This is a genomic window from Betaproteobacteria bacterium (genome assembly GCA_016709965.1).
In the GTDB taxonomy this organism is placed as follows: Bacteria; Pseudomonadota; Gammaproteobacteria; order Burkholderiales; family Rhodocyclaceae; genus Azonexus; species Azonexus amarohabitans.
In genome coordinates this window covers 883,837-907,538 of sequence record JADJLT010000001.1, presented here as the reverse complement: position 1 = coordinate 907,538, position 23,702 = coordinate 883,837, and the positions used below count along the sequence as shown (strand labels likewise).

General features: G+C 58.7%; 21 protein-coding genes. 16 read left to right on the top strand and 5 right to left on the bottom strand.

What is annotated here, in order from left to right:
- Positions 1–4: 4 nt before the first annotated feature.
- Complete coding sequence (locus IPJ12_04560; GenBank protein MBK7646440.1) at positions 5–580, bottom strand: hypothetical protein; 576 nt, start codon at positions 578–580, stop codon at positions 5–7.
- Between the two features lie 101 nt (positions 581–681).
- A complete protein-coding gene (gene fabI, locus IPJ12_04555; protein MBK7646439.1) occupies positions 682–1,491 on the bottom strand; it encodes an enoyl-ACP reductase FabI in 810 nt (269 codons plus the stop codon).
- A 237-nt stretch (positions 1,492–1,728) separates the two neighbouring features.
- Here fabI and IPJ12_04550 point away from each other — a divergent pair, with 237 nt between their 5' ends.
- The 8 genes from IPJ12_04550 (at position 1,729) to IPJ12_04515 (ending at position 10,229) form a co-directional block, all read left to right on the top strand.
- The gene (locus tag IPJ12_04550) at positions 1,729–3,612 is read left to right on the top strand and encodes an NAD(P)H-dependent oxidoreductase subunit E (protein ID MBK7646438.1); all 1,884 of its coding nucleotides are present in this window, start codon (positions 1,729–1,731) and stop codon (positions 3,610–3,612) included.
- Entirely contained in the window at positions 3,609–4,316 is a 708-nt protein-coding gene (locus IPJ12_04545) for a (2Fe-2S)-binding protein (protein ID MBK7646437.1), read from the top strand. The genes IPJ12_04550 and IPJ12_04545 overlap by 4 nt, the downstream gene beginning before the upstream one ends.
- 1 nt (position 4,317) lies before the next feature.
- A complete protein-coding gene (locus IPJ12_04540; GenBank protein ID MBK7646436.1) occupies positions 4,318–4,866 on the top strand; it encodes an NADP oxidoreductase in 549 nt (182 codons plus the stop codon).
- A gap of 8 nt (positions 4,867–4,874) precedes the next feature.
- On the top strand, positions 4,875–6,341 hold the full coding sequence (locus IPJ12_04535) for a Ni/Fe hydrogenase subunit alpha (GenBank protein ID MBK7646435.1): 1,467 nt from the start codon (positions 4,875–4,877) through the stop codon (positions 6,339–6,341).
- Positions 6,338–6,829: a hydrogenase maturation protease gene (locus tag IPJ12_04530; protein MBK7646434.1), complete on the top strand. Its 492-nt coding sequence runs from the start codon at positions 6,338–6,340 to the stop codon at positions 6,827–6,829. The genes IPJ12_04535 and IPJ12_04530 overlap by 4 nt, the downstream gene beginning before the upstream one ends.
- Before the next feature lie 262 nt (positions 6,830–7,091).
- Positions 7,092–7,862, top strand: a complete 771-nt coding sequence (locus IPJ12_04525; GenBank protein MBK7646433.1) for a response regulator — start codon at positions 7,092–7,094, stop codon at positions 7,860–7,862.
- 19 nt (positions 7,863–7,881) lie between these two features.
- Positions 7,882–9,771 (top strand): hypothetical protein, encoded by a 1,890-nt coding sequence (locus IPJ12_04520; GenBank protein MBK7646432.1) that lies wholly within the window; start codon positions 7,882–7,884, stop codon positions 9,769–9,771.
- Complete coding sequence (locus tag IPJ12_04515; GenBank protein ID MBK7646431.1) at positions 9,771–10,229, top strand: response regulator; 459 nt, start codon at positions 9,771–9,773, stop codon at positions 10,227–10,229. The genes IPJ12_04520 and IPJ12_04515 overlap by 1 nt, the downstream gene beginning before the upstream one ends.
- Before the next feature lie 70 nt (positions 10,230–10,299).
- Here the strand turns inward: IPJ12_04515 and IPJ12_04510 are convergent, their stop codons facing one another.
- Positions 10,300–10,797, bottom strand: a complete 498-nt coding sequence (locus IPJ12_04510) for a DUF302 domain-containing protein (GenBank protein MBK7646430.1) — start codon at positions 10,795–10,797, stop codon at positions 10,300–10,302.
- Positions 10,798–10,892: 95 nt separating this feature from the next.
- Here IPJ12_04510 and IPJ12_04505 point away from each other — a divergent pair, with 95 nt between their 5' ends.
- Both IPJ12_04505 and IPJ12_04500 read left to right on the top strand, forming a co-directional pair.
- Positions 10,893–11,453: a hypothetical protein gene (locus IPJ12_04505; protein ID MBK7646429.1), complete on the top strand. Its 561-nt coding sequence runs from the start codon at positions 10,893–10,895 to the stop codon at positions 11,451–11,453.
- 24 nt (positions 11,454–11,477) lie between these two features.
- On the top strand, positions 11,478–12,062 hold the full coding sequence (locus IPJ12_04500) for a nucleoside deaminase (GenBank protein ID MBK7646428.1): 585 nt from the start codon (positions 11,478–11,480) through the stop codon (positions 12,060–12,062).
- Positions 12,063–12,086: 24 nt separating this feature from the next.
- Here IPJ12_04500 and IPJ12_04495 read toward each other — a convergent pair whose 3' ends face one another.
- Together IPJ12_04495 and IPJ12_04490 are read right to left on the bottom strand one after the other, a co-directional pair.
- Positions 12,087–13,199: a phosphoserine transaminase gene (locus tag IPJ12_04495; protein ID MBK7646427.1), complete on the bottom strand. Its 1,113-nt coding sequence runs from the start codon at positions 13,197–13,199 to the stop codon at positions 12,087–12,089.
- Complete coding sequence (locus IPJ12_04490) at positions 13,200–14,408, bottom strand: hypothetical protein (protein ID MBK7646426.1); 1,209 nt, start codon at positions 14,406–14,408, stop codon at positions 13,200–13,202.
- A 208-nt stretch (positions 14,409–14,616) separates the two neighbouring features.
- On the opposite strand from IPJ12_04490, the gene IPJ12_04485 reads away from it, so the two are divergent.
- The 6 genes from IPJ12_04485 to IPJ12_04460 all read left to right on the top strand — a co-directional run bounded on the left by IPJ12_04485 (position 14,617) and on the right by IPJ12_04460 (position 23,701).
- The gene (locus tag IPJ12_04485) at positions 14,617–16,209 is read left to right on the top strand and encodes an FAD-binding oxidoreductase (protein MBK7646425.1); all 1,593 of its coding nucleotides are present in this window, start codon (positions 14,617–14,619) and stop codon (positions 16,207–16,209) included.
- Positions 16,210–16,507: 298 nt separating this feature from the next.
- Entirely contained in the window at positions 16,508–16,942 is a 435-nt protein-coding gene (locus IPJ12_04480; protein MBK7646424.1) for a CBS domain-containing protein, read from the top strand.
- A gap of 198 nt (positions 16,943–17,140) precedes the next feature.
- Positions 17,141–18,655 carry a Do family serine endopeptidase gene (locus IPJ12_04475; protein MBK7646423.1) on the top strand — a complete coding sequence of 505 codons (1,515 nt, stop codon included), beginning with the start codon at positions 17,141–17,143 and terminating at the stop codon, positions 18,653–18,655.
- Positions 18,656–18,807: 152 nt separating this feature from the next.
- A complete protein-coding gene (locus IPJ12_04470) occupies positions 18,808–19,794 on the top strand; it encodes an efflux RND transporter periplasmic adaptor subunit (GenBank protein ID MBK7646422.1) in 987 nt (328 codons plus the stop codon).
- 6 nt (positions 19,795–19,800) lie between these two features.
- Positions 19,801–22,566 (top strand): ribosome-associated ATPase/putative transporter RbbA, encoded by a 2,766-nt coding sequence (gene rbbA, locus IPJ12_04465; GenBank protein MBK7646421.1) that lies wholly within the window; start codon positions 19,801–19,803, stop codon positions 22,564–22,566.
- Between the two features lies 1 nt (position 22,567).
- Positions 22,568–23,701: an ABC transporter permease gene (locus IPJ12_04460; GenBank protein ID MBK7646420.1), complete on the top strand. Its 1,134-nt coding sequence runs from the start codon at positions 22,568–22,570 to the stop codon at positions 23,699–23,701.
- The last annotated feature ends 1 nt before the right edge of the window (position 23,702 follow it).

Genomic DNA, 23,702 nt, shown 5'->3' with positions numbered 1-23,702 from the left:
TGCTTCATTCCATGAAGACCGGATCGGAGAAAACCAGCGTGCCATCCTTGCGCATCATCAGGTTGTCGGCCTTGATCAGGTCGGGCAGGGCGCCGTATTCCGTCGAAAAATCCTCGACGGCCTTCAGCGACTCCTTGAGGGCATCCGTCCAACCCATCGGGGTCACGACCAGATGATGCAGGGCGATGCGTCCCATGTCCTGGGCCAGATTGCGCCACATCATGCAGGCGTCGAAATACGAGGTTGATAGCTTGGTTGCCACTTCGGCGGCGTCACCGATGCCCGGCAAGGGATAGAGCCGCTCTACTTCGACGATATGGAACGGGAAGCCGCGGCTGGAGCGGCCAACGGTGCCGTGGTCGGCGTAGACGATGGGGAAATGCTGGCCGGTCGGCCGATCGTCGGCGGTGTAGTAGGCGTAGTCAGTTGGCGATGAAAGCACCTTGAATACGCGTTCGTGGCCATCGACAGTATCGCCTTCGAGCACGATGGTGCTTTCGCCGCGTCCGATTTCCTTGCGGCCACGCAACAGGGTGTGATCCGGCACGGGATCAGGGAGTAGTCCATCAATTTCAGGCATCGAGTTCTCCGAAATCGTTTCAAATTGGCGGGCAGAGCGCCCGCCAATTTGAAATTTAGCCCTTTTTTCCGGTTGACCGCAGCAATCGCTACGGCCAAGCCTCAGGCAACGATATGAGCGCCTGCGTCGACGTAGATCGTCTGCCCGGTCATGCCCGATGAACCGGGGGTGCACAGGAAGGCGGTCAGGGCACCCACTTCGTCAATGGTCACGGTGCGGCCAAGCGGTGCCTTGGCAGCATCGTTTTCGAGCAGGGTGTTGAAGTTGGCGATGCCAGAGGCGGCACGGGTCATGATCGGGCCTGGCGACACTGCGAAGACACGAATGCCCTTGGGGCCGAGGTCGTAGGCCATGTAGCGGACGGCCGATTCAAGCGCTGCCTTGATGATGCCCATGACGCCATAGTTACGAACGACGCGCTCGGCACCGAGGTAGGACATGGTGATCAGCGAGCCGCCGTGGGCCATCAGGGGTTCGATCGCCTTGGCCATGCGCAGGAAGCTGTGGCAGGAAATGTTCATGGCCGAGTCGAAACCGGCTTCAGTGGTGTCGATGACGCGGCCATGCAGGTCGTCGCCATTGCAGAACGCCATCGAGTGAATGGCGAAGTCGAGTTCGCCGAATTCGTCGCCGCATTGCTTGATGGCGGCCTCAAGGCTGCCTTCTTCTGTCACGTCAAGTTTCAGGAAGAGCTTGGCGCCCAGTGCTTCGGCCAGCGGTTGTGTGTACTTGGCGGTCTTGTCGTTCTGGTAGGTCAAGGCGATTTCACCGCCCAGCGCGCGAATGGCCTTGGCTACTGCGAAAGCGATCGATTTGTCGTTGGCGACGCCAGTTATCAATCCCTTTTTACCTGCCAGCGGCAGATGGTTGCCGGCCTGCACCAGCGGGGATTGTTCATTTATTGTGTTCATGCTGTTTTTCCTTCCATGTTAGGTCAAGGAGTGTTGCGATGCGTCAATCACTAAACACACTTGACCATGCTGCGGTGTTTTTGTTCATGCTGCAACGCAACACCATTGTTGCACATTCTTATTTTCGTGAGTGTGACAAATGTCCAGTTGTTGACCTTGGACAATAAAACTAAATATTCAGGTGCTAGTCTTTTGAAGTCATGGACAATTTTGGAGATTGTCGTGGGATTCAATCAAATGCATGCTGAAGGGGTGGTCGGGATTGTTGACCGGGTAATGACGCGTTATCGTCGCGATCCAACCTGTCTGCTCCAGATCCTGCGTGAGGTGCAGGAAGCCTGTGACTGGATACCACCCGAAGCCATCGACCGAATGCAGGCAGTGCTCGGTGTGCCGCGGACCAAAATCGAAGGTGTCGCCGGCTTTTATTCCTTCATTTACACCGAGCCGCGCGGCAAATACAGAGTGTTGTTTTCCGACAACATTACCGACCGCATGCAGGGCAACCGGGCGATGATGGAGCGTCTCTGCAACAATCTTTGGGTCGAGCGTGGCAAGGTCTCGGAAGACGGTCTGGTCAGCGTCGGCAAGACAGCCTGTACCGGCTTGTGTGATCAGGGGCCGGGCATGCTGGTCAATAATTACGCGATTTCCGGCCTGACCGCCGAACGCATTGACGAAATCGCCGAGTTGATCCGCAACAAGATACCGCTGGCCGACTGGCCGCCGGCCTATTTCAAAATTGAAGACAACATCCGCCGGGCCGACATCCTGCTCAATGCCGACTTCAAGCCCGGCGACGCCTTGTTGGCAGCCCGTGCGCGTGCGCCGAGCGATGGCCTGAATTCATCCAACATGCGTTCGTGGCGTGAAGGCCTGCCCAGCGGTATCGGTGGCCCGGCCGCGACGCTCGATGAAATCAAGTGGGCCAACCTGCGTGGCCGTGGCGGCGCCGGCTTCACCACCGGCTTGAAATGGGAAGCCTGCCGCAACGCACAATTGAAGCCTGGTCACCAGCGTATCGTTGTCTGCAACGCCGACGAGGGCGAGCCAGGTACCTTCAAGGATCGCGTGTTGCTGTCGAGATGTCCCGAAATGGTCTTCGAAGGCATGACCGTGGCCGCCTATGCGATTGGTGCGACGCGTGGTTTCGTCTACCTCCGCGGCGAATATCGCTACATGCTGGATCACCTCAACGCAATTTTGATCAATCGTCGTCGCGAAGGTCTGCTCGGCAAGGACATCCTTGGATTGCCGGGGGCGGATTTCGATATCGAAATTCATCTTGGGGCCGGCGCTTACGTGTGCGGCGAAGAGTCGGCGCTAATCGAGTCGCTCGAAGGCAAGCGCGGTACGCCGCGCAACCGGCCGCCATTCCCGGTGACCAACGGCTATCTCGACCAGCCCACCATCGTCAATAACGTCGAAACCTTTGCTGCCGCCGCATTGATCGCGCTCAAGGGTGGCGAGTGGTACGCCGCCATCGGTACCAAGCATTCGGCCGGGACCAAGTTGTTGTCGGTGTCCGGTGACTGCGAACGTCCCGGCATCTATGAATACCCGTTCGGCGTCAGCGTCCGGCAGGTGCTGGCAGATTGCGGTGCGATAGACACCCAGGCGGTACAGGTCAGCGGGCCGTCCGGCGTTTGCGTGGCGGCAGACGAATTTGACCGCATCATCGGCTTCGAGGACATCCCGACGGCCGGTGCCTTCACCGTGTTCAACAAGACACGCGACATGTTCCAGGTGGCGCGCAATTACGTGCATTTCTTCCAGCATGAAAGCTGCGGCTTCTGCACCCCTTGCCGGGTCGGCACCTCGTTACTGAAAAACCTGATGGACAAACTGCACAACGGTGCCGGTTCTCCTTACGATTTTGCCGAAATCGAGAAGCTAAACACCTTGCTGCAGTCGATGAGCCACTGTGGTCTGGGCCACACTGCCTGCAACCCGGTGCTCGATACCATCGCCAAATTCCGGCCCTACTACGACCAGCGGATGATGCAGCAGGACTTCACGCCAGCCTTCGACCTTGATCGCGCGCTCTCGGCGGCGCGGCAGATGACCGGCCGCGACGATGCCGGGGCGCATTTGGCAACCGAACATGGAGGTGCAGCATGAGCCATACCTTTACCCTCGACGGCAAAACCATTCCCTTCGAGGAGGGGCAAACCATCATGCAGGCGGCCACGCAGGCCGGTGTGTTCATCCCGCACCTGTGCTTCCATCCGGAATTCAAGCCGCACGGCTCATGCAAGCTGTGCACCGTCAAGGTCAATGGCCGGCAGACGGCGTCGTGCACCATGCGCGCGATGGTTGGCATGGTCGTCGAGAGCGAGACCGAAGAAATCAACGCCGAGCGTCGGGCGCTAACGCAAATGTTGTTTGTCGAGGGCAATCACTTTTGTCCATCCTGCGAAAAGAGTGGTGATTGCCAGTTGCAGGCCACGGCCTATCATCTCGGCATGATGTCGCCGCATTACGATCACTTTTTCCCGAATCGTGCGGTTGATGCGTCGCATCCCGAGGTCTTGCTCGACTTCAACCGCTGCATCCTCTGTTCGCTGTGTGTGCGAGCCAGCCGCGATGTCGATGGCAAGAATGTCTTCGGGCTTTCAGGTCGCGGCATCACGACCCACCTGATCGTCAATGCCAAGTCCGGCCAGCTCGCCGACACTGATTTTTCGCTGACTGACAAGGCCGCACAGGTTTGCCCGGTCGGCGTCATTCTCAAGAAACGTCGGGGTTTTGCCGTGCCGATTGGCGAGCGTACCTATGACAAGGCACCCATCGGCGTAAGCAATGCCGATACGGGAGGGCATTGAGATGACTGCCGCTAAAAAACTGAAGGTCGCTACCACCTCGCTGGCGGGCTGTTTCGGTTGCCACATGTCTTTCCTCGACATCGACGAGCGCCTGTTTACGCTGCTCGAACACATCGAGTTCGACCGCTCGCCGTTGACTGATATCAAGCATTGCAGTCCAGATTGCGATATCGGCATCATCGAGGGGGGATTGTGCAATGCCGAGAACGTGCATGTCCTGCGCGAGTTTCGCAAGAACTGCAAAATCCTGATTGCCATGGGCGCCTGTGCCATCAACGGTGGTCTGCCGGCTCAGCGCAACCATCTGCCATTGACGACCATTCTCGAAGAGGTCTATCACACCAGCCACGGGCTGGCCAACGGCATGATTCCCAATGATCCGGAGCTGCCCTTGCCACTTGATCAGGTGCACCCGATTCATGAGGTGGTAAAGATCGATTACTTCATGCCTGGCTGCCCGCCGTCGGCTGACGCCATCTGGAAGGTGCTGATGGACCTTCTGGCTGGCCGTGAGCCCGAGCTGGGCCACGGTTTAATGCATTACGACTGAGGTAGAACATGACCTACCAACTGGAAACTGCAGCCCACCCCGAAACCCTGCGCCGCGTGGCGATCGACCCGGTATCCCGCGTCGAGGGACATGGCAAGGTGACGATCCTGCTTGATGATCAGAACAAGGTGCATCAGGTTCGCTTGCACATCGTCGAGTTCCGGGGCTTCGAGAAATTCATCCAGGGCAGGCCGTACTGGGAAGTGCCGGTCATGGTCCAGCGTTTGTGCGGCATCTGCCCTGTATCGCACCACCTGGCCGCTTCCAAGGCGCTCGACATCATCGTTGGCGCCAAAAAACTGACCCCGGCGGCCGAAAAACTGCGTCGCCTGATGCACTACGGCCAGATGCTGCAATCGCATGCGCTGCACTTCTTCCACCTCTGTTCGCCAGACCTGCTCTTCGGTTTCGACAGCGACGTGACCAAGCGCAACATCGTCGGCGTTGCCATGGCGCACCCGGAAACCGCCAAGCGTGGCGTGCTGTTGCGTCGCTTCGGCCAGGAGGTGATTCGCGTCACGGCCGGCAAGCGCGTGCATGGCACTGGCGCAGTGCCGGGTGGCGTGAACAAGTCGCTGACAATTGCCGAGCGCGATGAACTGCTCAAGGATGTTTATCACATCATCCAGTGGTCACGCGATGCGGTGCACCTGATTCAAAAAGTACATACGCAGGACCCCGGCCTGTACAACAGCTTCGGCATTTTCCGCTCAAACTTCATGTCCATTGTCGGTCATAACGGCGATCTTGATTTCTACCACGGCACGCTGCGTGCCCGCGACGACAACGGCAAGATGATCTTCGACGGCGTCGATTACCAGCAGTACGACAAGTACATCGAAGAAGAAGTCCGGGCATGGAGCTACATGAAGTTCCCGTTCTTCAAGTCGTTGGGCAAGGAGCACGGCTGGTACAAGGTCGGCCCGCTGGCTCGCGTGCAGAATTGCGACCAGATTTCGACCCCGTTTGCCGAGCACGAGCGCAAGGAATTCGTCGATTACGCCGGCGGCACGCCGATGCACGCCCCGCTGGCCTATCACTGGACGCGGATGATTGAAATGCTGCACGCCGCCGAGGTGATCAAGGAGTTGCTGCACGACGATGATCTGCTGGGCAATGACCTGATGGTCGAGGGCGAGCATCGGATGGAGGGCGTTGGCGTCATCGAGGCGCCGCGCGGCACGCTGTTCCACCATTACCGGGTTGATGAAAACGACCTGATTACGATGGCCAACCTGATCGTTTCAACCACTAACAATAACCAGGCGATGAACGAAGCCATCCGTCACGTTGCCCGGCGCTACCTGCATGGGCGGGAAGTGACCGAGGGCTTGCTCAACCACATCGAAGTCGCCATCCGCGCCTTCGACCCCTGCCTGTCCTGCGCCACGCATGCGCTGGGCAAGATGCCGCTGGAAGTCGAGCTGGTCGATGTCGAAGGGCAGGTTGTTCACTCGCTGAGCCGCGACGGATGAGTGCGCCGGTCGTCGTCTTTGCCGTCGGCAACCCCAGCCGCGGCGATGATGCCATTGGGCCGGTGCTTTGCGGTCAACTGGAAAAATGGCTCAAAAATGAAAATTTGTCCGATCAGTTCGAGCTGATCGAAGACTTCCAGCTGCAAATCGAACACGTACTCGATTTGCAGGGCCGCCAACAGGCGCTGTTTATCGACGCCGGTGCCCGCACCCCGGGGCCATACACCTTTCGGCGCATTGCCCCGGCTACCGGCGTCGCCTACACGACGCATGAACTCCCGCCGGAAGCGGTGTTGCAGGTTTTTGTGCAAACGGAGTCAACCGAACCGCCGCCGGCCTTTGTGCTCTGCGTTTGCGGCGAGCAGTTCGAACTGGGCGAACCGCTCAGTGCTGCGGCTGAAGGCAACCTGCAGGCCGCCTTCGAATTACTGCAATTACTCTGCCGGAATCCTCAACTGTCAGACTGGGAACGGTTAGTGACGGCCTGATGGACATTTTGTTTTTGCGCCTTTTTTCCGGTTGACCGTAGCAACCAGGATTGCTGCTGAATTGTCCATCAGGCGCTGGCGACGCATGGCGCAGGGGAAAAATCCAGCTATCAGCACCGACTTTGTCTTTGTTACTATTCCCCGTTAGTAAGAAACAGGTCACAAACACAACAGTTGGCGAAAAGTTGCGTTGATCCGCTCGTGTGGCCGCGCGAGCGCTGGCTCGACCTCTCCTCATGAACCAACAGGCGGAACTCCTGAAATGAATCCTAAAACAGTGCTGATTGTTGACGATAACGAACATGATCGAATTATTTGTCAGCGTGCCTTGGCAGAGACTGGTTGGCAACTGATCGAGGCAGCGACTGTCTCCAGTGGACTGGCCTTGTTGGCAACGTCCAAGCCAGATGTGGTTCTCCTTGATTTTCGGCTGCCAGATGGCACCGGTATCGATTTTCTGAGCAAAATTGCTGACACTGCCAACTCGCCGCCAGTCATCGTTCTGACCGGGGCCAACGATGTTTCCATTGCCGTTGAAGCCATGAAGGCGGGGGCCGTCGACTTTTACGTCAAGGACATGTTTGGCGCTCACGGCAAGATACTGAAGTGGGCCATCAGGCGCGCATTGCATGAGTCAGAGGCGCGCGTCACGGCAAGTCATGCCGAGCAGGAAATCAGGTTGGCGAAGAGCGTGCTGCGCCATATCACCGATGGTGTTGTCGTGACCGACCCGCTCGGCAACATCGTCTCGGCCAATCCGGCGTATTGCGCCTTGACGGGGTATACGGCGGAGCAGTTGCACAATGAAAACCCGAAGATTCTGCGATCGGAGCGACACGATGCCGGCTTTTTCAAAGCCATGTCAGAAGCCGTCAGTCAGACAGATTTTTGGCAGGGCAAGTTATGGATTCGGCGTCAGGACGGTGAGGAGTTTCTGGCCAATTTGACTATCTCGGCAATTCGGAACGACATTAATGTTCTTGAGAGCCATATCGGGGTGTTGAACCGCATCACCGAATCCAGTCAGTCGTAGGGCGCCAAAGCCGCACATCATGCTCCAGCAATCCGCCGCGCGTGAAGCCAACGTCAGTGTTCTGGCCGATGCGGTTGGGCGCAAAAAAAGGAAGCTCAGGAGGTTTGCTTCCTGGTTTCTCCCGATTGCAGCCATGATCGTTGCTGTAGCAGCGCTGTTTGCTTTTTTGATTTCGGAGAAGATCAAGAGCGAGCTTGCCGTTCCGCAAAGGATTAGCGTGCAGTTGGGCAGCGATGCGCTGGAGCATGAAGTTTCCCGACCGATCAATCATCTGCAAAGCCTGGCGCAACGGGAAAAGATCGTGCAGGACGTCGTTGACGCGCAGCGCGCTGCCGACCTTACCCAGATGGTCAGCGCTTTCCGCTCCTTGCTCTCGCGCAACCCTGAATATGCGCAGATCCGTTGGATCGGTGATGACGGCATGGAACGCGTCAGAGTAGAGCGTGCCGCAGATGGTGACAGTCGGGTGCTCCCATTGAGCGAGCTCCAAGATAAGAGCGATCGGTATTACGTTCGTAACACCCTGAAACAGAAAGCTGGCGAAGTCTTTGTGTCGCCTCTAGATCTCAATGTTGAACATGGCCGGATCGAGTTGCCCTATCACCCGATGATTCGCCTCGGTATGCGTGTCTTCCGCCGCGACGGCACGCCCAACGGCCTGTTCATCCTGAATATTTCTGCGCACCACATGCTGGATAAATTTGCCGTTCATGCACTGGGCGCCAACCTGCTTCTCCTCAATGCTGACGGCTACTGGCTGAGCAGTCCCAGCGTCGACGACGAATGGGGTTTCATGTTGGGGAAAGCGGATACTTTTGGCACGCGCTATCCGGAAATCTGGACAGTAATTTCATCGATCCGCGAAGGGCAGCGCGAAACGGATACCGGCTTGTGGTTCTGGAAAAGGGTCACCGTTACACCAGAGCATGCTGCCAACGTCAATCCGGTGGAATGGATGGTGGTTGCACATCTCTCATCCAGTGAAATGACCCGGAAGTTGCGTGATGCCTGGCTACCGATCACGCTGGGGGCCACGGCCTTGCTGGTCTTGCTCGGGTTGGGTATCTGGCGCCTCGTGCGTGAAACAGATGCCAGGCAACGGGCGGAACAGGCATTGCAGCAAGAAAAAACAGTGCTGGCCGACGCTAACCACCGGCTTGGCATTGAAATGCTGGAGCGCGAATCAGCCCAAGTCGAATTGGCCAAGTCTGTGGCGAACCTGGAGCGCAGCAATCGGGAACTGGACGAATTTGCCTACATCGCTTCCCACGACCTGAAAGAGCCGCTGCGAGGCATGCACAACTACGCCAGCTTTCTGGCGGAGGACTACGCTGACCGTCTCGATAGTCAGGGGCGTAGCTATATCGAGCGCATTCAGCGACTCGCCGAGCGCCAAACCGCCTTGCTGGATGCGCTACTCACCTACGCGCGGATTGGCCAGACCGAACTTGTGGCCGAGCCGGTTGATCTCGACCGCCTGCTGGATTATGTCGTCGAAGATCTGGCGGAGTTCCTGATCGAACACCACGTTGACCTGCAGCGCACTGGGCGATTGCCGGTGCTTGTCTGCAACGCCATACGTATCGGCGAAGTGCTGCAAAACCTGATTGTCAATGCCGCCAAATACAACGACAAGGATGTGCGGATCGTCGAAATCAGTTGCGACGACAAGACCAATCCCCCTGTCTTTCATGTGCGAGATAATGGAATCGGCATTGAGCTTCAGCATCAGGAGAACGTATTCCGTATTTTTAAACGGCTGCATGAGCAAAACCGGTATGGTGGCGGTACGGGGGCCGGGCTGACTATTGTTAAAAAGATCATCGAAAAACATGGCGGCAACATCTGGCTGACGTCGGTTCCTGGCGAAGGGACCATTTTTCATTTCACTTTGAGTCGAGCCCTCTGATGCAACTGAACCCTAGCCAAACCATCTTGATCGTTGAAGACAGCGATGACGATTTCTTTGCAACGGAGCGCGCCTTCAAGAAGTCTGGTCTGCGCAACCCCATCAAGCGCTGTGTGACGGGCGACCAGGCTCTGGACTATCTATATCATCGCGGAGAGTTTGCTGCCTTGGACACGGTGCGAAGCCCCGGCATCATATTGCTCGACCTCAACCTGCCAGGGACTGATGGACGAGAGGTATTGCATGTCCTCAAGTCAGACCCGACGCGGCGAAAAATACCGGTCATCGTTCTCACGACCTCAAATGCCGAACAGGACATTGAGCGCTGTTATGCAGAAGGTGCCAATAGTTATGTTCAGAAGCCCGTCAGCATGGCGGGCTTTGTCGAGGCAATTTCTCGCCTCAGGGAGTATTGGTTTGAAGTCGCGGTGCTTCCCAAGGAAGATCCGCTGGAATGAATCACGCAAACAGCCACGTAATCGCTAAGCAGGAACAAGGGTGTCTGTTTAGCGCGGGACGATTTTTGGGTTAGCGTGCCTCGTCCACGATCATGACCAGTTTGCTCTCGATCTCCGCCATGACACGTGCCAGTTCCGCATTCTCACCCGTCGTGTCCGGCCGGCTGACACCTATCTTGGTGGCGCCATTTTCGGTGAATACCGAAATCCGCCAGGGCAGCGTCAGACTGAGGCGCATATCAGTGGCGAGCAGCTTTTCAACGTAGCGGTAGTTGCAGATATCGAAGACCTGGCAATCGTCATCGAGCTCGATATCCCTGCGTTGCAGCATCTCGCCGAGATCGTGGGTAGCCAGAACGACAAAGCCAAGGCGTTGAATGGTAGGCGCCAGATCGAAGGTGGCTTCGTAAAATGATTTGCTGCTCTCAACGATGTAAAACATGGTGATTCCTGTGGCGCGACGACGCGGACGCAAGCATAGCGAAGCTTCGTATGGCAAACAATCCGTCTCCCAAGTCTCGGGTGCCTCTTTGACAATGCTTCCCACTTGCTGATGGCGCGTTGCCATTGGAGTTGGCCCCATGTAGGCTTAACGAAATTCTGTTACATGAGATTCTGAACGCTGCTATTTGAATTGAAGTTTTGCTTTAAGGATGGTGGGTGATGAAACCTTGCCCGAGCTGCGCGGAAGAAATTTTGGACGCTGCGAAAAAGTGCAGATATTGCGGAAGCGATTTTTCTGAAAAACTGGTCACAGGTACCAAGGAAGAGCACGAGTATTACCGGATCGTCAGAACGACATTGCAGGGTGCCGACAGCCTTCGTCTGCAATCGGCAAGTTCAGGGCTCACGCTGTGCAGTACTTTTATCGGCGTCGCTCTTACCGCATCGAAGTATCTTGTCGAACATCCATTGCCAGCCCCGTATCCTCAAAACTTTGGCCATTGGATCGTGCTGATTTCCTACGTGATTTCGTTCGTCGTGGCGATCCAATATGTTCTCAAGATTTCAATGTTCAGCCGTTTCATCAATGAGTCGGCTGCGATTGCAAAGGCATTCGAGGACAAGCTGATCGTGAATCAGCCGCATAGACTTACCGACCGATTTAATCAAGACCGTTTGGCGGGACCCAAGGGCGATCCATACTTCAAGACCTCGTTGCTTTTGTTGGCCGCGGTCGCATTTTTTGGCATTTGTTTCAGCACACGTGATTTTTTCTTGTAAGCCTTCCCTTAACGGCGCCTATCCATGTTCAAGCAACCGAATGGCATTGAAATAGTTCAACCGCAATGGATCGAGGCTTTTTCTCAATCCTATGTGGCCACAACAGATCTCTCAAAACGGATGGCTTTCGTTATCGCCGCGGCGCGCCAGAATATTGTTGAGAAGACCGGGGGGCCTTTTGCTGCAGCCGTATTCGAGTCCGCATCAGGGACATTGGTCTCGCTGGCAGTAAATGTGGTCACTACGCAGCGGCTGTCGATACTGCATGCGGAAATGGTGGCGATTACCATCGCCCAAAAGAAGCTGGCTACTTACGATTTAGGCGGCAAGGCATTGCCGAGCCACGATCTGTTTGCAAGCACCGAGCCTTGTGCGATGTGTTTTGGCGCCATTCCGTGGTCGGGGGTTCGGCGGGTGGTCACTGGGGCTGAGGATAGTGATGCCAGAAAAATCGGGTTCGACGAAGGCCCCAAGCCAGGCGATTGGGCTGCGTCGCTCAGGGAGCGAGGCATTGAGGTGATGACTGACGTTGAGCGCCAGCAGGCGGCCGATGTCCTTGATTTTTATCTGGCCAGTCACGGCCACATCTACAACTCAAGGGAAGCCTGAGGAGCGTTGCCGCGCCGGGCTGATTTACCGGTGGCGCGTCCTGAAGTCCGCCATGAAATTTGCCAGTTCTTCGACGGCCGGTAACTGCAGGCCGTTATAGAGCGAGGCACGAATGCCGCCGATGCTGCGATGGCCGGCGAGGCCGGAAAAGCCGGCAGCGAGGGCGGTGGTGGCAAACGCTGCGTCCAGTGTCGGCGTCGGCAGGTTGAAGGAAACATTCATCTTGGAGCGATCGATGCGGGCCGCTCGCCCCGTGTAAAAGCCCTTGCTGTCATCCAGCGCCTGATACAGGGTCTCGGCCTTGCGCGTGTTGATGCCGTCCATCGCGGCCAGACCGCCAATTTCGTCGCGCAGCCAGCGGGTGACCAGCAACACGACGTAGATCGAAAATACGGGCGGCGTGTTGTAGATCGAGTGCGCGTTGATCTGGGTGCGGTAATCCAGAAAGCCGGGCAGGTCGCCGGGGGCGTCCTTGAGCAGTTCATCCTTGACGACCACGACGGTGACGCCGGCGGGCCCTATGTTCTTTTGCGCATGGGCATAGATCATCGAAAAGCGGTCGAAGTTGCCGGGGGCGGATAGAAAGTCGGAGGACATGTCGCAGATGCGCGGCACGTCATCGCGCCCGAGTATCCGGTGAAACTGGAGACCCTCGACTGTTTCATTCGAGACGTAATGGATGTACGGCGCATCGGCGTGGAAATCGAGTTCTTCGTCGGTGGGTAGGCGTCCAAAGGCACAGCTCTCGCCGCTCCACACGACGCGCACCGGGCCTTCGCGCCGCGCTTCGGGCAGCGCCTTGCCGCTCCAGTAACCCGTGTGCAGGTAATCGGCCGGGTGCGCCTTGCCGGCCAGCAGGGTCATCGGCAACATCGAAAATTGCTGCGTCGCGCCGCCTTGCAGGAACAGCACGTGATAGCTTTCAGGGAGCCCGAGCAAGCTGCGGACGTTCGTTTCCAGTTCGGCGACCACTGCGGCAAACCAGTCTGAGCGATGGCTGATACCGAGAATGGACAGCCCCACCTCCGGCACGCTCAGGATGGATTCCTGCACCTGACGCAGTACGCTTTCCGGCAGCACACCGGGGCCGCCGGAAAAATTCAGCCCATTGAGGCGGTTTGTTGGTGACTGGCTCATTCAGCGTGCCTCGGTATTCAGGCTGAACAGGAAGTCCTCGAAAGCCAGCCGGACTTTGCCCATGTGTATTTGCTTGTAGGGAAAGAGGTCTTCCGGGTCCATGGCGTGCACCACCATGGCATGGTCGATTTCAAAGATCAGCAGCTCGCCGGTTGGCGTTTCGGCGCAATCAATACAGATGTAATCCATTTTCGAGCGCTGATAAATCGCCGCCAACGCCGTCTTGTGGCGCTCGGCAAACTCGGAAAAGCTGTCCATGAAGCGTGCCTCTTCGGCGCGCTTGTTGGCGTCGTCGTACATCCCGGCATTGAGGTAATGAATCATCCAGTGCGACGAGATGCCCATGTGGCAGGCAAAGGGCTGGCCGGTGATCAGGGCGATGCGGAATTTTCGAAACAGTCCGTCCGTGCCACTGTAGTCGATGAAGCGGGATATGAAAAAGGATGGCTCGGGAACCCTGGTGAGATACGCGCTGACTCCCTGAAGGTCGTCGATTTTGTCCAGATCACGGCCGGCATGCGAGCCGACCGGCCGCAGGATGATGGGGAATTTGCAGCCGTCAAATACCTCGTCGATCAGAGAGTCGCCCCGAACAAGCGCTTGCAGCGCTGCACGATCCAGCTGACGGGTCGGTGGCATGAGCAGGCCGTCTACGTGCTGCAAAAGGTCGCTGGCCCTGTCGCGTCCGGTGTTGGTGATGTGTTGCGGGGCATTGATGACCGGCGTGGGCCAATGCGCCAGAAGCGGGGTGAGCGCCTTCAGGACCGGGTGATTGGCTTCGGCGTCGCAAATGGCGACCAGCAGTGCATCGTGTTCGGGAATGTCCTCAGGCAACGGTGCATCTGCCGTGGCGTAGTAATACAGCAGGTCAATGTCGCTGCCTTCGAGCAGGCAATCAATCGGCGTGTTTTCCGAAATATCGCCGGCGACCATCAGGACCAACAGTCGAAAGCGGGCAGGTTGAGTGGCTGCTGCAATCCGGAATGAGCGCTGCATGCACAAAGCCTGTTGCTGGATCAGCAAACCGTGCTCCCGCTGGCCGATGCAGAAGAAAGCGGTGGAAAGATTCATCCACAGATACGCATTTTCCTGGTCTTGCTCCGCCTTTTCGAGCAGAGCCTGAGCAATGGGACGGAGATCACTGCCGGCGATGTTCAGCCGCAGGAAGGGGGCCAGGCCAAGGTAGGCGGTTTCAACGGGATGGGTCATGTCGTGCAGCTCGGAAAGCGTTGGGGCAAGGGGTATATCAGAAAATGCCGGTGCAGATTAGCACATTTGACATTATTCCCGGCCCGGTAAGAAAACTTGGTGATTTTTCACCAGGCAAACCCATGAATCCGGAATTTTCGAATGACAGTTGAAATATTGTTGCTTTCGTATTTCATGACGACTCCTTTTTAAACCACAGGAGTTTGTCATGCTGAGTAATTTCTATGAATCACTGCGCCATGTTCCCGGTATTTCAGTACTGGATGGCGCGCAGGAGATTGAACCTTATCGTCCGGACACAGGTGGCGCCACGCGTTATCCGGCTGGTGTGCTGCGCGTGACCGAGGTCTCCGCCGTGCCGTGCATCATTGCGGCAGCAAACGCCCACAGCGTGCCCTTGTGGCCGATCAGTGGCGGCCGCAACTTTGGTTATGGCACGGCGCAAGCGGTCAAATCGGGGAGCGTCGTGGTCGACATGTCGCCGCTGAAACAAATCGAGATCGACACCGAAGCCGCCGTGGCGCGCATCCAGCCGGGGGTTTGCCAGCACGATCTGGAGCAGGCCATCGCACGTGCCGGCGCCCGCCTGCTGGTGCCAACCACCGGTGTCGGCCCCAACGGCAATATCCTTGGCAACGCGCTGGATGGCGGCTATGGCCTGACGCCCATCGTAGATCATTTTGAAGCAGTCTCAGAACTCGAAGGCTTCTGGGGTAACGGCCAGTCATTTCGTCATGCCTACAAGGATCTGAGTTGTAGTGACCTGGCTGAACGCTGGCGCGTCGGTACCGGCCCGTACTGGGGCGGCTTGTTGCGGCAGGGCAGCTTTGGTGTTGTTACCCAGGCCACCGTGCAACTGGCGCGCGTGCCTGAGGATTGCCGCATTCTCATTTTCGAATGGGCTTCGGACGAGCGATTCGAGGCCAGCCAGACCGCGCTCAATCGTATCGTCGAAGATATTCCCGGCATTGGCGGCATCATCATGATGAACGACTTCCGCATCCTCGCCACCCAACCCGATGCGCCACTCTCCACGTCGCGTCGTGGCGTCGAGCGCGTTGATTACCTGAGCAGCGAAGCAACGCGGCGCAAAATATCGAGCTGGACGGCGCTGGGGACGCTGTATGGCTCAAGCCAGGCGGTCAAGGGCGCCGTGCGTGACATTCGGCGCCGCGTCAAAGGCTGCCGTATCTGGAGCTTCAGTACGCATGAAGTTCGTCTGCTGCAACGTTTGTTCAAGATGCTGCCAGGTCGGCTCTTCCCCAGCCTGCGTCGTCACCTTGGTTCGCTGGTGAATGCTTTGGGTACCGTCGAAGGGGTGCCGATCACCGCCTTCCTGCGCATTGCCTACGCGCTGGAAAAAAATCCCCGGCCGCTCGATCTTTCAGCGCATCCGGCGCGGGATGGGCAGGGCATCCTGTGGTACGCCCCCTTGCTGCCATTCACCCCGCAGGCCGTGCGCCGTTACCGCGAAATCATGGGTGAAGTGCTGGCCCGCCATGGTTTCGATTCGCTGCTGGCGGTCACTTCACGCTCACCCCGTGTTTTGTCGGCCACCATTCCGTTGCTCTTCGATCCGGCCAATTCGGCGGAGGTCGCCCGGGCCAGAGCTTGCTACCGCGACCTCGTCACCGCCGGCCTGCGCCGCGGCTGGCCGCCGTACCGGCTGGGCGTCGATTACATGGACCTGATCGGCGCAGATGAGGGCTCGGAGCAGGCCGAATTGCATCAGCGTCTGAAAGCCGCGCTCGATCCGAATAATGTCATTGCTCCGGGACGATATTCGGGCGGTCGGCACTAGGCCGGGTGGTTGGTGCCGCGACGCTGCGCCGGCTATCGACGGGCGCCGGGACATTTGGGCATTTTGTTGCCCGAATGGCTCCGCTCGATTGGGATCACCGGCAAATCGGAGGTGCTGCGGTCAACCGGAAAAATTGCCCGAATTTCAAATGTTTCGACTGCCCGGCGTCCGTAACTCTCCTGACGCCAGCACCCGTTATCAGCCAGTATTCCAGGCGAATTTGTATAGAACTTTAGTTGCCGTCGTCAGTCACACTTACTTGGTCGTAAGCGGCCTAACCAAGAAAAGAGGAGCAAACATGCCAAATCGTCTAGTTAGCGAAGTCATAGGTCAACGGGCCTTTCCTACCGCCACTCACAACACCTCGGTTCGTGATGCCGCAATCATCATGAAGGAGTGGCACTCGTCCGCCATTCTCGTCGTCGAAAACAACTATCTGGTCGGCATCTGCACGGAGCGCGACATCGTTTTCCGTGTGGTGGCTGGCGATTGCAATCCAGCGCAGACCACGGTTGCTTCGGTGATGACCAAAGAACCACGGACGGTCGGCCCGGACAAGCCGTTCGGTCACGCGCTGCATCTGATGTATGAAGGTGGTTTCCGTCATTTGCCTGTCGTCGATCGCGCCGGGCACCCAATCGGCCTGCTGGCAGCCCACGATGCCCTCGATATGGACGGCCTGCAAATGGAACAGGACCTGGTCCGCCGCGAGGAAATTACCGTCATCCTTTGACCAAACCCGAGTCGGGCAGCGCCTTTGCCCAGAGAGGACTCAACAGCTGAAGCAATACTGAGGGCAACAGGCGAGCCGTATCGACTCGCCTCCCGCGTTGCCATCTCGCCCTGTACTGAAGTACTTTTCAGGCTTGGCTATTCGGGCAGTGTCGGCAAAACCGGGTAGCATGAACGGATCTCTTGCCGGATCCACATTATGAAAATTCGTCCTTCAGGTGCGCATGCGCCAAACCCGACCGCAGCCGCTATCTTTTCCGTGCTGAGCATGCTGGGTGCAGGTGCTATGACCTCAGCGGCCATCGCTGAAACGCAAACTGTCACTGCTGTGCGTGGCCCGGACGCGTTGGTGTCAAGCATGGGCGTGCCTGATTTTTCCCTGATCACACAGCGTTACGGTCCCTCCGTCGTCAACATCAGTATTAGCGGCATGCGCCAGGTTTCAGCCGGTTCCGGCGCGGCCGGCGCGGCGGGCAATGACAGCAGCTCAGCGGATACCGACCAGATGCAGCTGTTTCTGCGGCGCTTCCAGGAGCAATTTGGCGGCTCCGGGGCAAGCATGCAAGTGCCGGTCAGGGGATTGGGCTCGGGCTTCATTGTCAGCGAGGACGGCCTGATCCTCACCAATGCGCACGTCATCGCCCACGCCCGGGACGTCGTCGTCAAATTGACGGATCGGCGCGAGTTCCATGCCCAGGTGCTGGGCAGCGACCCGCGCACCGATATTGCCGTACTCAAGATCGATGCCAATCATCTGCCCGCAGTAGCCATCGGCAATCCGGCCGAATTGCAGGTGGGCCAATGGGTACTGGCCATCGGCTCGCCCTATGGTTTTGAAAATAGCGTCAGTGCGGGGGTGGTTAGCGCCAAAGGGCGGTCATTGCCGGATGGCAGCGGTGTGCCGTTCATCCAGACAGATGCCGCGGTAAATCCAGGGAATTCAGGCGGGCCGCTATTCAATGCCCGCGGTGAAGTGGTGGGGATCAACTCGCAGATTTACAGCCGTACCGGTGGCTTTCAGGGACTGAGTTTTGCAATTCCGATCGATCTGGCACTGAAGGTTCAGCAGCAGATCACCAAGACCGGGCACGCCTCGCATGGCATGCTGGGCGTTTCGGTTCAAGAGGTCGATCAGTCGCTGGCCGATGCGTTCAAACTGCCGAAACCGATGGGCGCAATCGTTCTGGAAGTACGGCCAGCCAGCCCGGCCGCCAACGCTGGCTTGCAACCGAGCGATGTCATTCTGAAAGTGGATGGCGCGCCGATCAACTTTTCTGGCGACATGTCCACGCTGGTTACCATGGGTGTCCCGGGTCAGAAGATGGAGATGGACGTTTGGCGCGACGGGCAGATGAAGCATCTGATTGCCAAACTGGGCGACTCCGGTACTGCGACTGCTTCACAAGTGCCTGCTCAGGACAAGGCAAAGAAGAGCGTATTCGGTATGGAGCTCAGGTTATTGCAGCCTGGAGAGCGCCTGGCCATCGGTGCCGCGTCGGGCTTGTTGGTCGAGGCGGTCAGCGGTTCTTCAAAAGAGTCGGGCATACAACCAGGCGATGTGCTGCTCTCAATCAACGGCAAACCGCTGTCTTCCGTAGAGCATGCCCGCGCCGTCGCCGGGGGGGCGGAAGGGCCGCTTGCGCTCTTGGTTCAACGTGGCGAAGAGAAGGTTTTTGTGACCGTTCGAACGGTCAGTTCGCCGCGTCAGAAGTGACAGGATAGCGCCTGATACCCATCGCCCGATCCAGCATTCGATGGCAGGGCATATTTCGGGGATCACAGACATTCGCGGTGTCGGGATTCTGCATGAGAGTCTATAATCCAATCAGATAATGACTCATTGGTCAGTAAAGAATTGGGTGCCTCATGAACCGTTCCCGTCTTGGCAAGATTTTGGTTTTTGCCCTTATTTTCGGGTTGACCGCAGCAATCGGTTTTTACCTTTATTTGCAGCGTCCGGCCGGCTTGCCGGCGGGTTTGGCATCCGGAAACGGTCGGTTGGAGGCGGTAGAGGTTGATGTCGCCACCAAGGTTGCCGGGCGCTTGAGTGAACTTGGGCCGCGCGAGGGCGATTATGTCGAGGCCGGCGCGGTGGTGGCCCGACTGGATGCCGATGATCTGCGTGCCCAGTTGCAGGCTGCCGAGGCGCAGATTGTGCAGGCCCAGCGGGCGGTAGATCAGTCGCGCGCCGGGGTGCGCAAGTCGCAGTCCGACGTGTCGCTGGCTGGCAAGACACTGCAACGTTCCGAAGATCTGGTCGGTCGTGGTTTCATCAGCCGCAGCAAGCTGGATGTGGACAAGACTGGCATGGAAGGCGCGATGGCCGGCATTGCTCAGGCACGCGGCAAAGTGGGCGAGGCCGATGCCGGTGTGGCGGCGGCCGAGGCCAAGGCCGAAAGTCTTCGGGTGACGCTGAACGATACGTCCCTGAAGGCACCGATTGCCGGCCGTGTGCTGTACCGACTGGCCGAGCCGGGCGAAGTGCTGGCGGCGGGTGGTAAGGCGCTGACGCTGGTGAATTTGTCCGACATGTTCATGAGCATCTACCTGCCGACCGACAAGGCCGGGCAGGTGGCGCTGGGCGGCGAGGCGCGCATCGTGCTCGACGCGCTGCCAGGGCAGGCGATTCCCGCCAGTGTCAGTTTCGTTGCACCGAAGGCGCAGTTCACGCCGCGTGAGGTGGAGACGCGCACCGAGCGCGAAAAGCTGATGTTCCGCCTCAAGGTCAAGCCCGATGCAGCTTGGCTGGCAGCGCACCGCGATCTGGCCAAGGGCGGCATGCCGGGTGTCGCCTATGTGAAGGTCGATGCAGGTGCTGCCTGGCCCGCCAATCTGCAGGTTAACGGAAAGTAAATCCCCATGGACCGCGCGCCGGTCGCCCGATTGACTGTAGTCAGCCACCGCTATGGCGCCGTCGTGGCGCTGGAGGCGGTCGATATTTCGCTGCCGGCGGGATGCATGGTCGGGCTGATCGGGCCGGATGGCGTCGGCAAATCGTCGTTGCTGGCCCTGGTCTCCGGGGCGCGGATGATCCAGTCGGGCAAAGTTGAGGTGCTCGGCGGCGATATTGGCGAGCGTCGCTTTCGCGCCTCGGTGCAGCCGCGCATCGCGTACATGCCGCAGGGCTTGGGCAAAAACCTGTATCCGACACTGTCTGTTTTTGAAAACGTCGATTTCTTTGGCCGACTGTTCGGGCAGGGCAAGCGTGAGCGTGAGCAGCGCATTACCGAACTGCTGACCAGCACCGGCCTTGAGGCTTTCCGCGATCGCCCGGCGTCCAAGCTGTCCGGCGGCATGAAGCAGAAGCTCGGGCTGTGCTGCGCGCTGATTCACGATCCTGATTTATTGATTCTCGACGAACCGACGACCGGCGTCGATCCACTCTCCCGCCGCCAGTTCTGGGAGCTGATCGACAGCATCCGCGCCCGGCGGGCCGGCATGAGCGTGCTGGTGGCGACTGCTTACATGGAAGAGGCCCAGCGCTTCGACTGGCTCGTGGCGATGGATGGCGGCACGGTGATCGGCACCGGAACGCCGGCCGAGTTGCTGGCGAAAACGGGGCAGGAAACCCTCGATGCCGCTTTCATCGAGCTGTTGCCCGAGGCGCGCCGGCAGGCCCACCACGCGCTGGTGATCCCGCCGCGGGTTGGCGATGAGGGCGATTACGCCATCGAGGCAGACGGGCTGGTGCAGCGTTTTGGTGATTTCACGGCGGTCGATCACGTCAGTTTCAAGATCGAGCGCGGCGAGATTTTTGGCTTCCTCGGTTCCAATGGATGCGGCAAGACGACCACGATGAAAATGCTGACCGGCTTGTTGCCGCCCACCGAAGGCGTGGCCAAATTGTTCGGCAAGGTGGTCAATGCGCGCGACCTTGAGACGCGCAAGCTGGTGGGCTACATGTCGCAATCGTTTTCGCTCTACGGCGAACTGACGGTAGCGGCCAATCTCGATCTGCACGCCCGACTTTTTCACCTGCCGGACGACCGGCGTGGCCCGCGCATAGCCAAACTGATGGCGCGCTTCGGGCTGGAACCTTATGCCAATAAGGCGGCGAGCGATTTGCCGCTGGGCATTCGCCAGCGCCTGTCGCTGGCCGTAGCCGTGGTCCATGAGCCGAAGCTGCTGATTCTTGACGAACCAACCTCCGGCGTCGACCCGGTCGCGCGTGACGAGTTCTGGGCCTTGCTGGTCGAGATGTCCCGCCAGCAGGGCGTGACCATTTTCATCTCGACCCACTTCATGAACGAAGCCGAGCGCTGCGACCGTATTTCGCTGATGCACGCCGGCAAGGTGCTGGCCAGTGATACGCCGGCGGGGCTGTGCAAGACGCGGGGCGAGGCAACACTGGAAGCAACCTTCATCAGCTATCTGGAGGAGGCAACCGGCGTCAGCGGGCAGGCTTCCGCGGTCAACCCGGAAAAAGCGCCAAAAACCGAAATTCCTGCTGGTGCGCCGACGCTCGCTTCTACCCGTGGCGCCGCCGATCAGCAACCCTCCGCCTTCAGCCTGCGTCGTTTGCTCGGCTATGCCTACCGCGAAGCGCTGGAACTTCGGCGCGATGGCATCCGGCTGGCCTTCGCCCTGCTCGGCTCGGTGGTGATGATGTTCGTGCTGGGGCATGGCTTATCCTTCGATGTCGAAGGGCTGCGCTTCGCGGCACTTGACCGCGATCAGAGCCCGGAGAGCCGCGACTACATCGCCAATGTCGCCGGCTCGCGCTATTTCGTGCAGCGCCCGGCATTGGCCGACGATGCCGATCTCGATCGCCGCATGAAGAGCGGCGAGGTGTCGCTGGCCATCGATATTCCCGATGGCTACGGCCGTGACCTGCGACGTGGTCGCAATCCGGAAGTCGGTGTTTGGGTCGATGGCGCCATGCCTTTTCGCGGCGAGACGATACGTGGTTACATGGAAGGTGTGCACAGGGATTACGTTCGCCAGCGGGTACGCGAGGCGACCGGCGACGATCCGGCACAGGTGCTGAATATCGAATCGCGCTATCGCTACAACCAGGATTTCAAGAGCGTCTATGCCATGGTGCCGGCGGTCATCCCGCTGCTCCTGCTGCTCATTCCGGCCATTCTGATGGCGCTCGGCGTGGTTCGCGAAAAGGAGTTGGGCTCGATCACCAACCTGTACGTGACGCCGGTGACGCGGCTCGAATTCCTGATCGGCAAACAGTTGCCCTACATCGCCGTCTGCATGGCCAGCTATCTGCTGATGATGGGTGAGGCGGTGTTCGTATTCGGCGTGCCGGTCAAGGGCAGCTTCGCGGCGATGACGCTGGGTGCCTTGCTCTACGTCACGGCGACCACCGGCCTCGGCCTGTTGATGTCCACCTTCACCAAAACGCAGATTGCGGCGCTCTTCGGCACCGCCATCGTGACCATGCTGCCGACCATCCAGTTCTCCGGCCTGACCACGCCGGTCGAGGCCCTGGAAGGGGTGGGATACTGGATTGGGCAGGGCTATCCGGCGACCTATTTCATCCTGATCTGTCGCGGTGCCTTCACCAAGGGGCTGGGCTTCGCCGACCTCTGGCAGTCATTGCTCGCACTGGCCGCCTTCATTCCGCTGCTGACCATCGCCAGCGTAGTCTTGCTGAAGAAGCAGGAGAAATAGCATGGGCGGCTTTTCCCTGAGCAACATCTTCCGCCTCGGCCTCAAGGAGCTGCGCAGCCTGGCCGCCGACAAAGTTCTGCTCGGTCTGATCGTCTGGGCCTTTTCGGGCGCCATCTACGAGGCTGCCACCGGAGTGTCGCAGCAGCTCAACAATGCGCCGGTCGCCATTGTGGACGAAGACATGTCGCCACTGTCGGCCCGGCTGGCCGATGCGCTCTATCCACCGTATTTCCGGCGTCCCGAATTGATCGGGCTTGAGCAGGTCGACGATGCAATGAACCGAAACCTGTACTCTTTCGTGCTGGTCATTCCCAGCCATTTTCAGCGCGACATCAGCGCTTGGCGGCAGCCCGAAATCCAGCTCAATATCGACGCCACGGTGATCAGCCAGGCCTTCATCGGCGCCAGCTACATCAACAATATCGTTTCTGGCGAGGTGGGCGAATTCCTGACCGGGCGACGTACTAGCGAGGAGTCGCCGATACGCCTGACCGCCCGCGCCCGCTTCAACCCGAACCTCACTGGTGTCTGGTTTGGCGGCGTCATGGAGGCGATCAACAACGTCACCATGCTGACCATCATTCTGGTTGGTGCCGCGTTCATCCGGGAGCGCGAGCACGGCACGATCGAGCACCTGCTGGTCATGCCGTTGCGGCCGTTCGAGATCATGATGGCGAAGATCTGGGCCAACGGACTGGCCGTGCTGGTCGGTGTCGCCTTCGCGTTATGGGTCATGGTTCGGCAAGTTCTGCAGGTGCCGATTATGGGTTCGGTGGCGCTATTTCTCGGGGCAACCGTGTTTTATCTGTTCTCAGCGGCGTCGATCGGTATTTTCCTCGGCACGCTTGCGCGCTCAATGCCGCAATTCGGCCTGCTCACCATCATCACCATTGTTCCCTTGCAACTGCTTTCCGGTGGCGTGACGCCGCAGGAAAGCATGCCTGCGGCGATCCAAACCATCATGGCTGCAACGCCGACGACCTACTTCGTCCGTCTGGCCCAAGGCATTCTTTATCGAGGCGCCGGGCTGGATGTCATCTGGCGCGACCTGCTCGGCATGACGGCGGTTGGTGCCTGCTTTTTTACCATCGCGCTGCTGCGGTTTCGCAAGGCCGTGACGCAGACGCAGGTCTGAG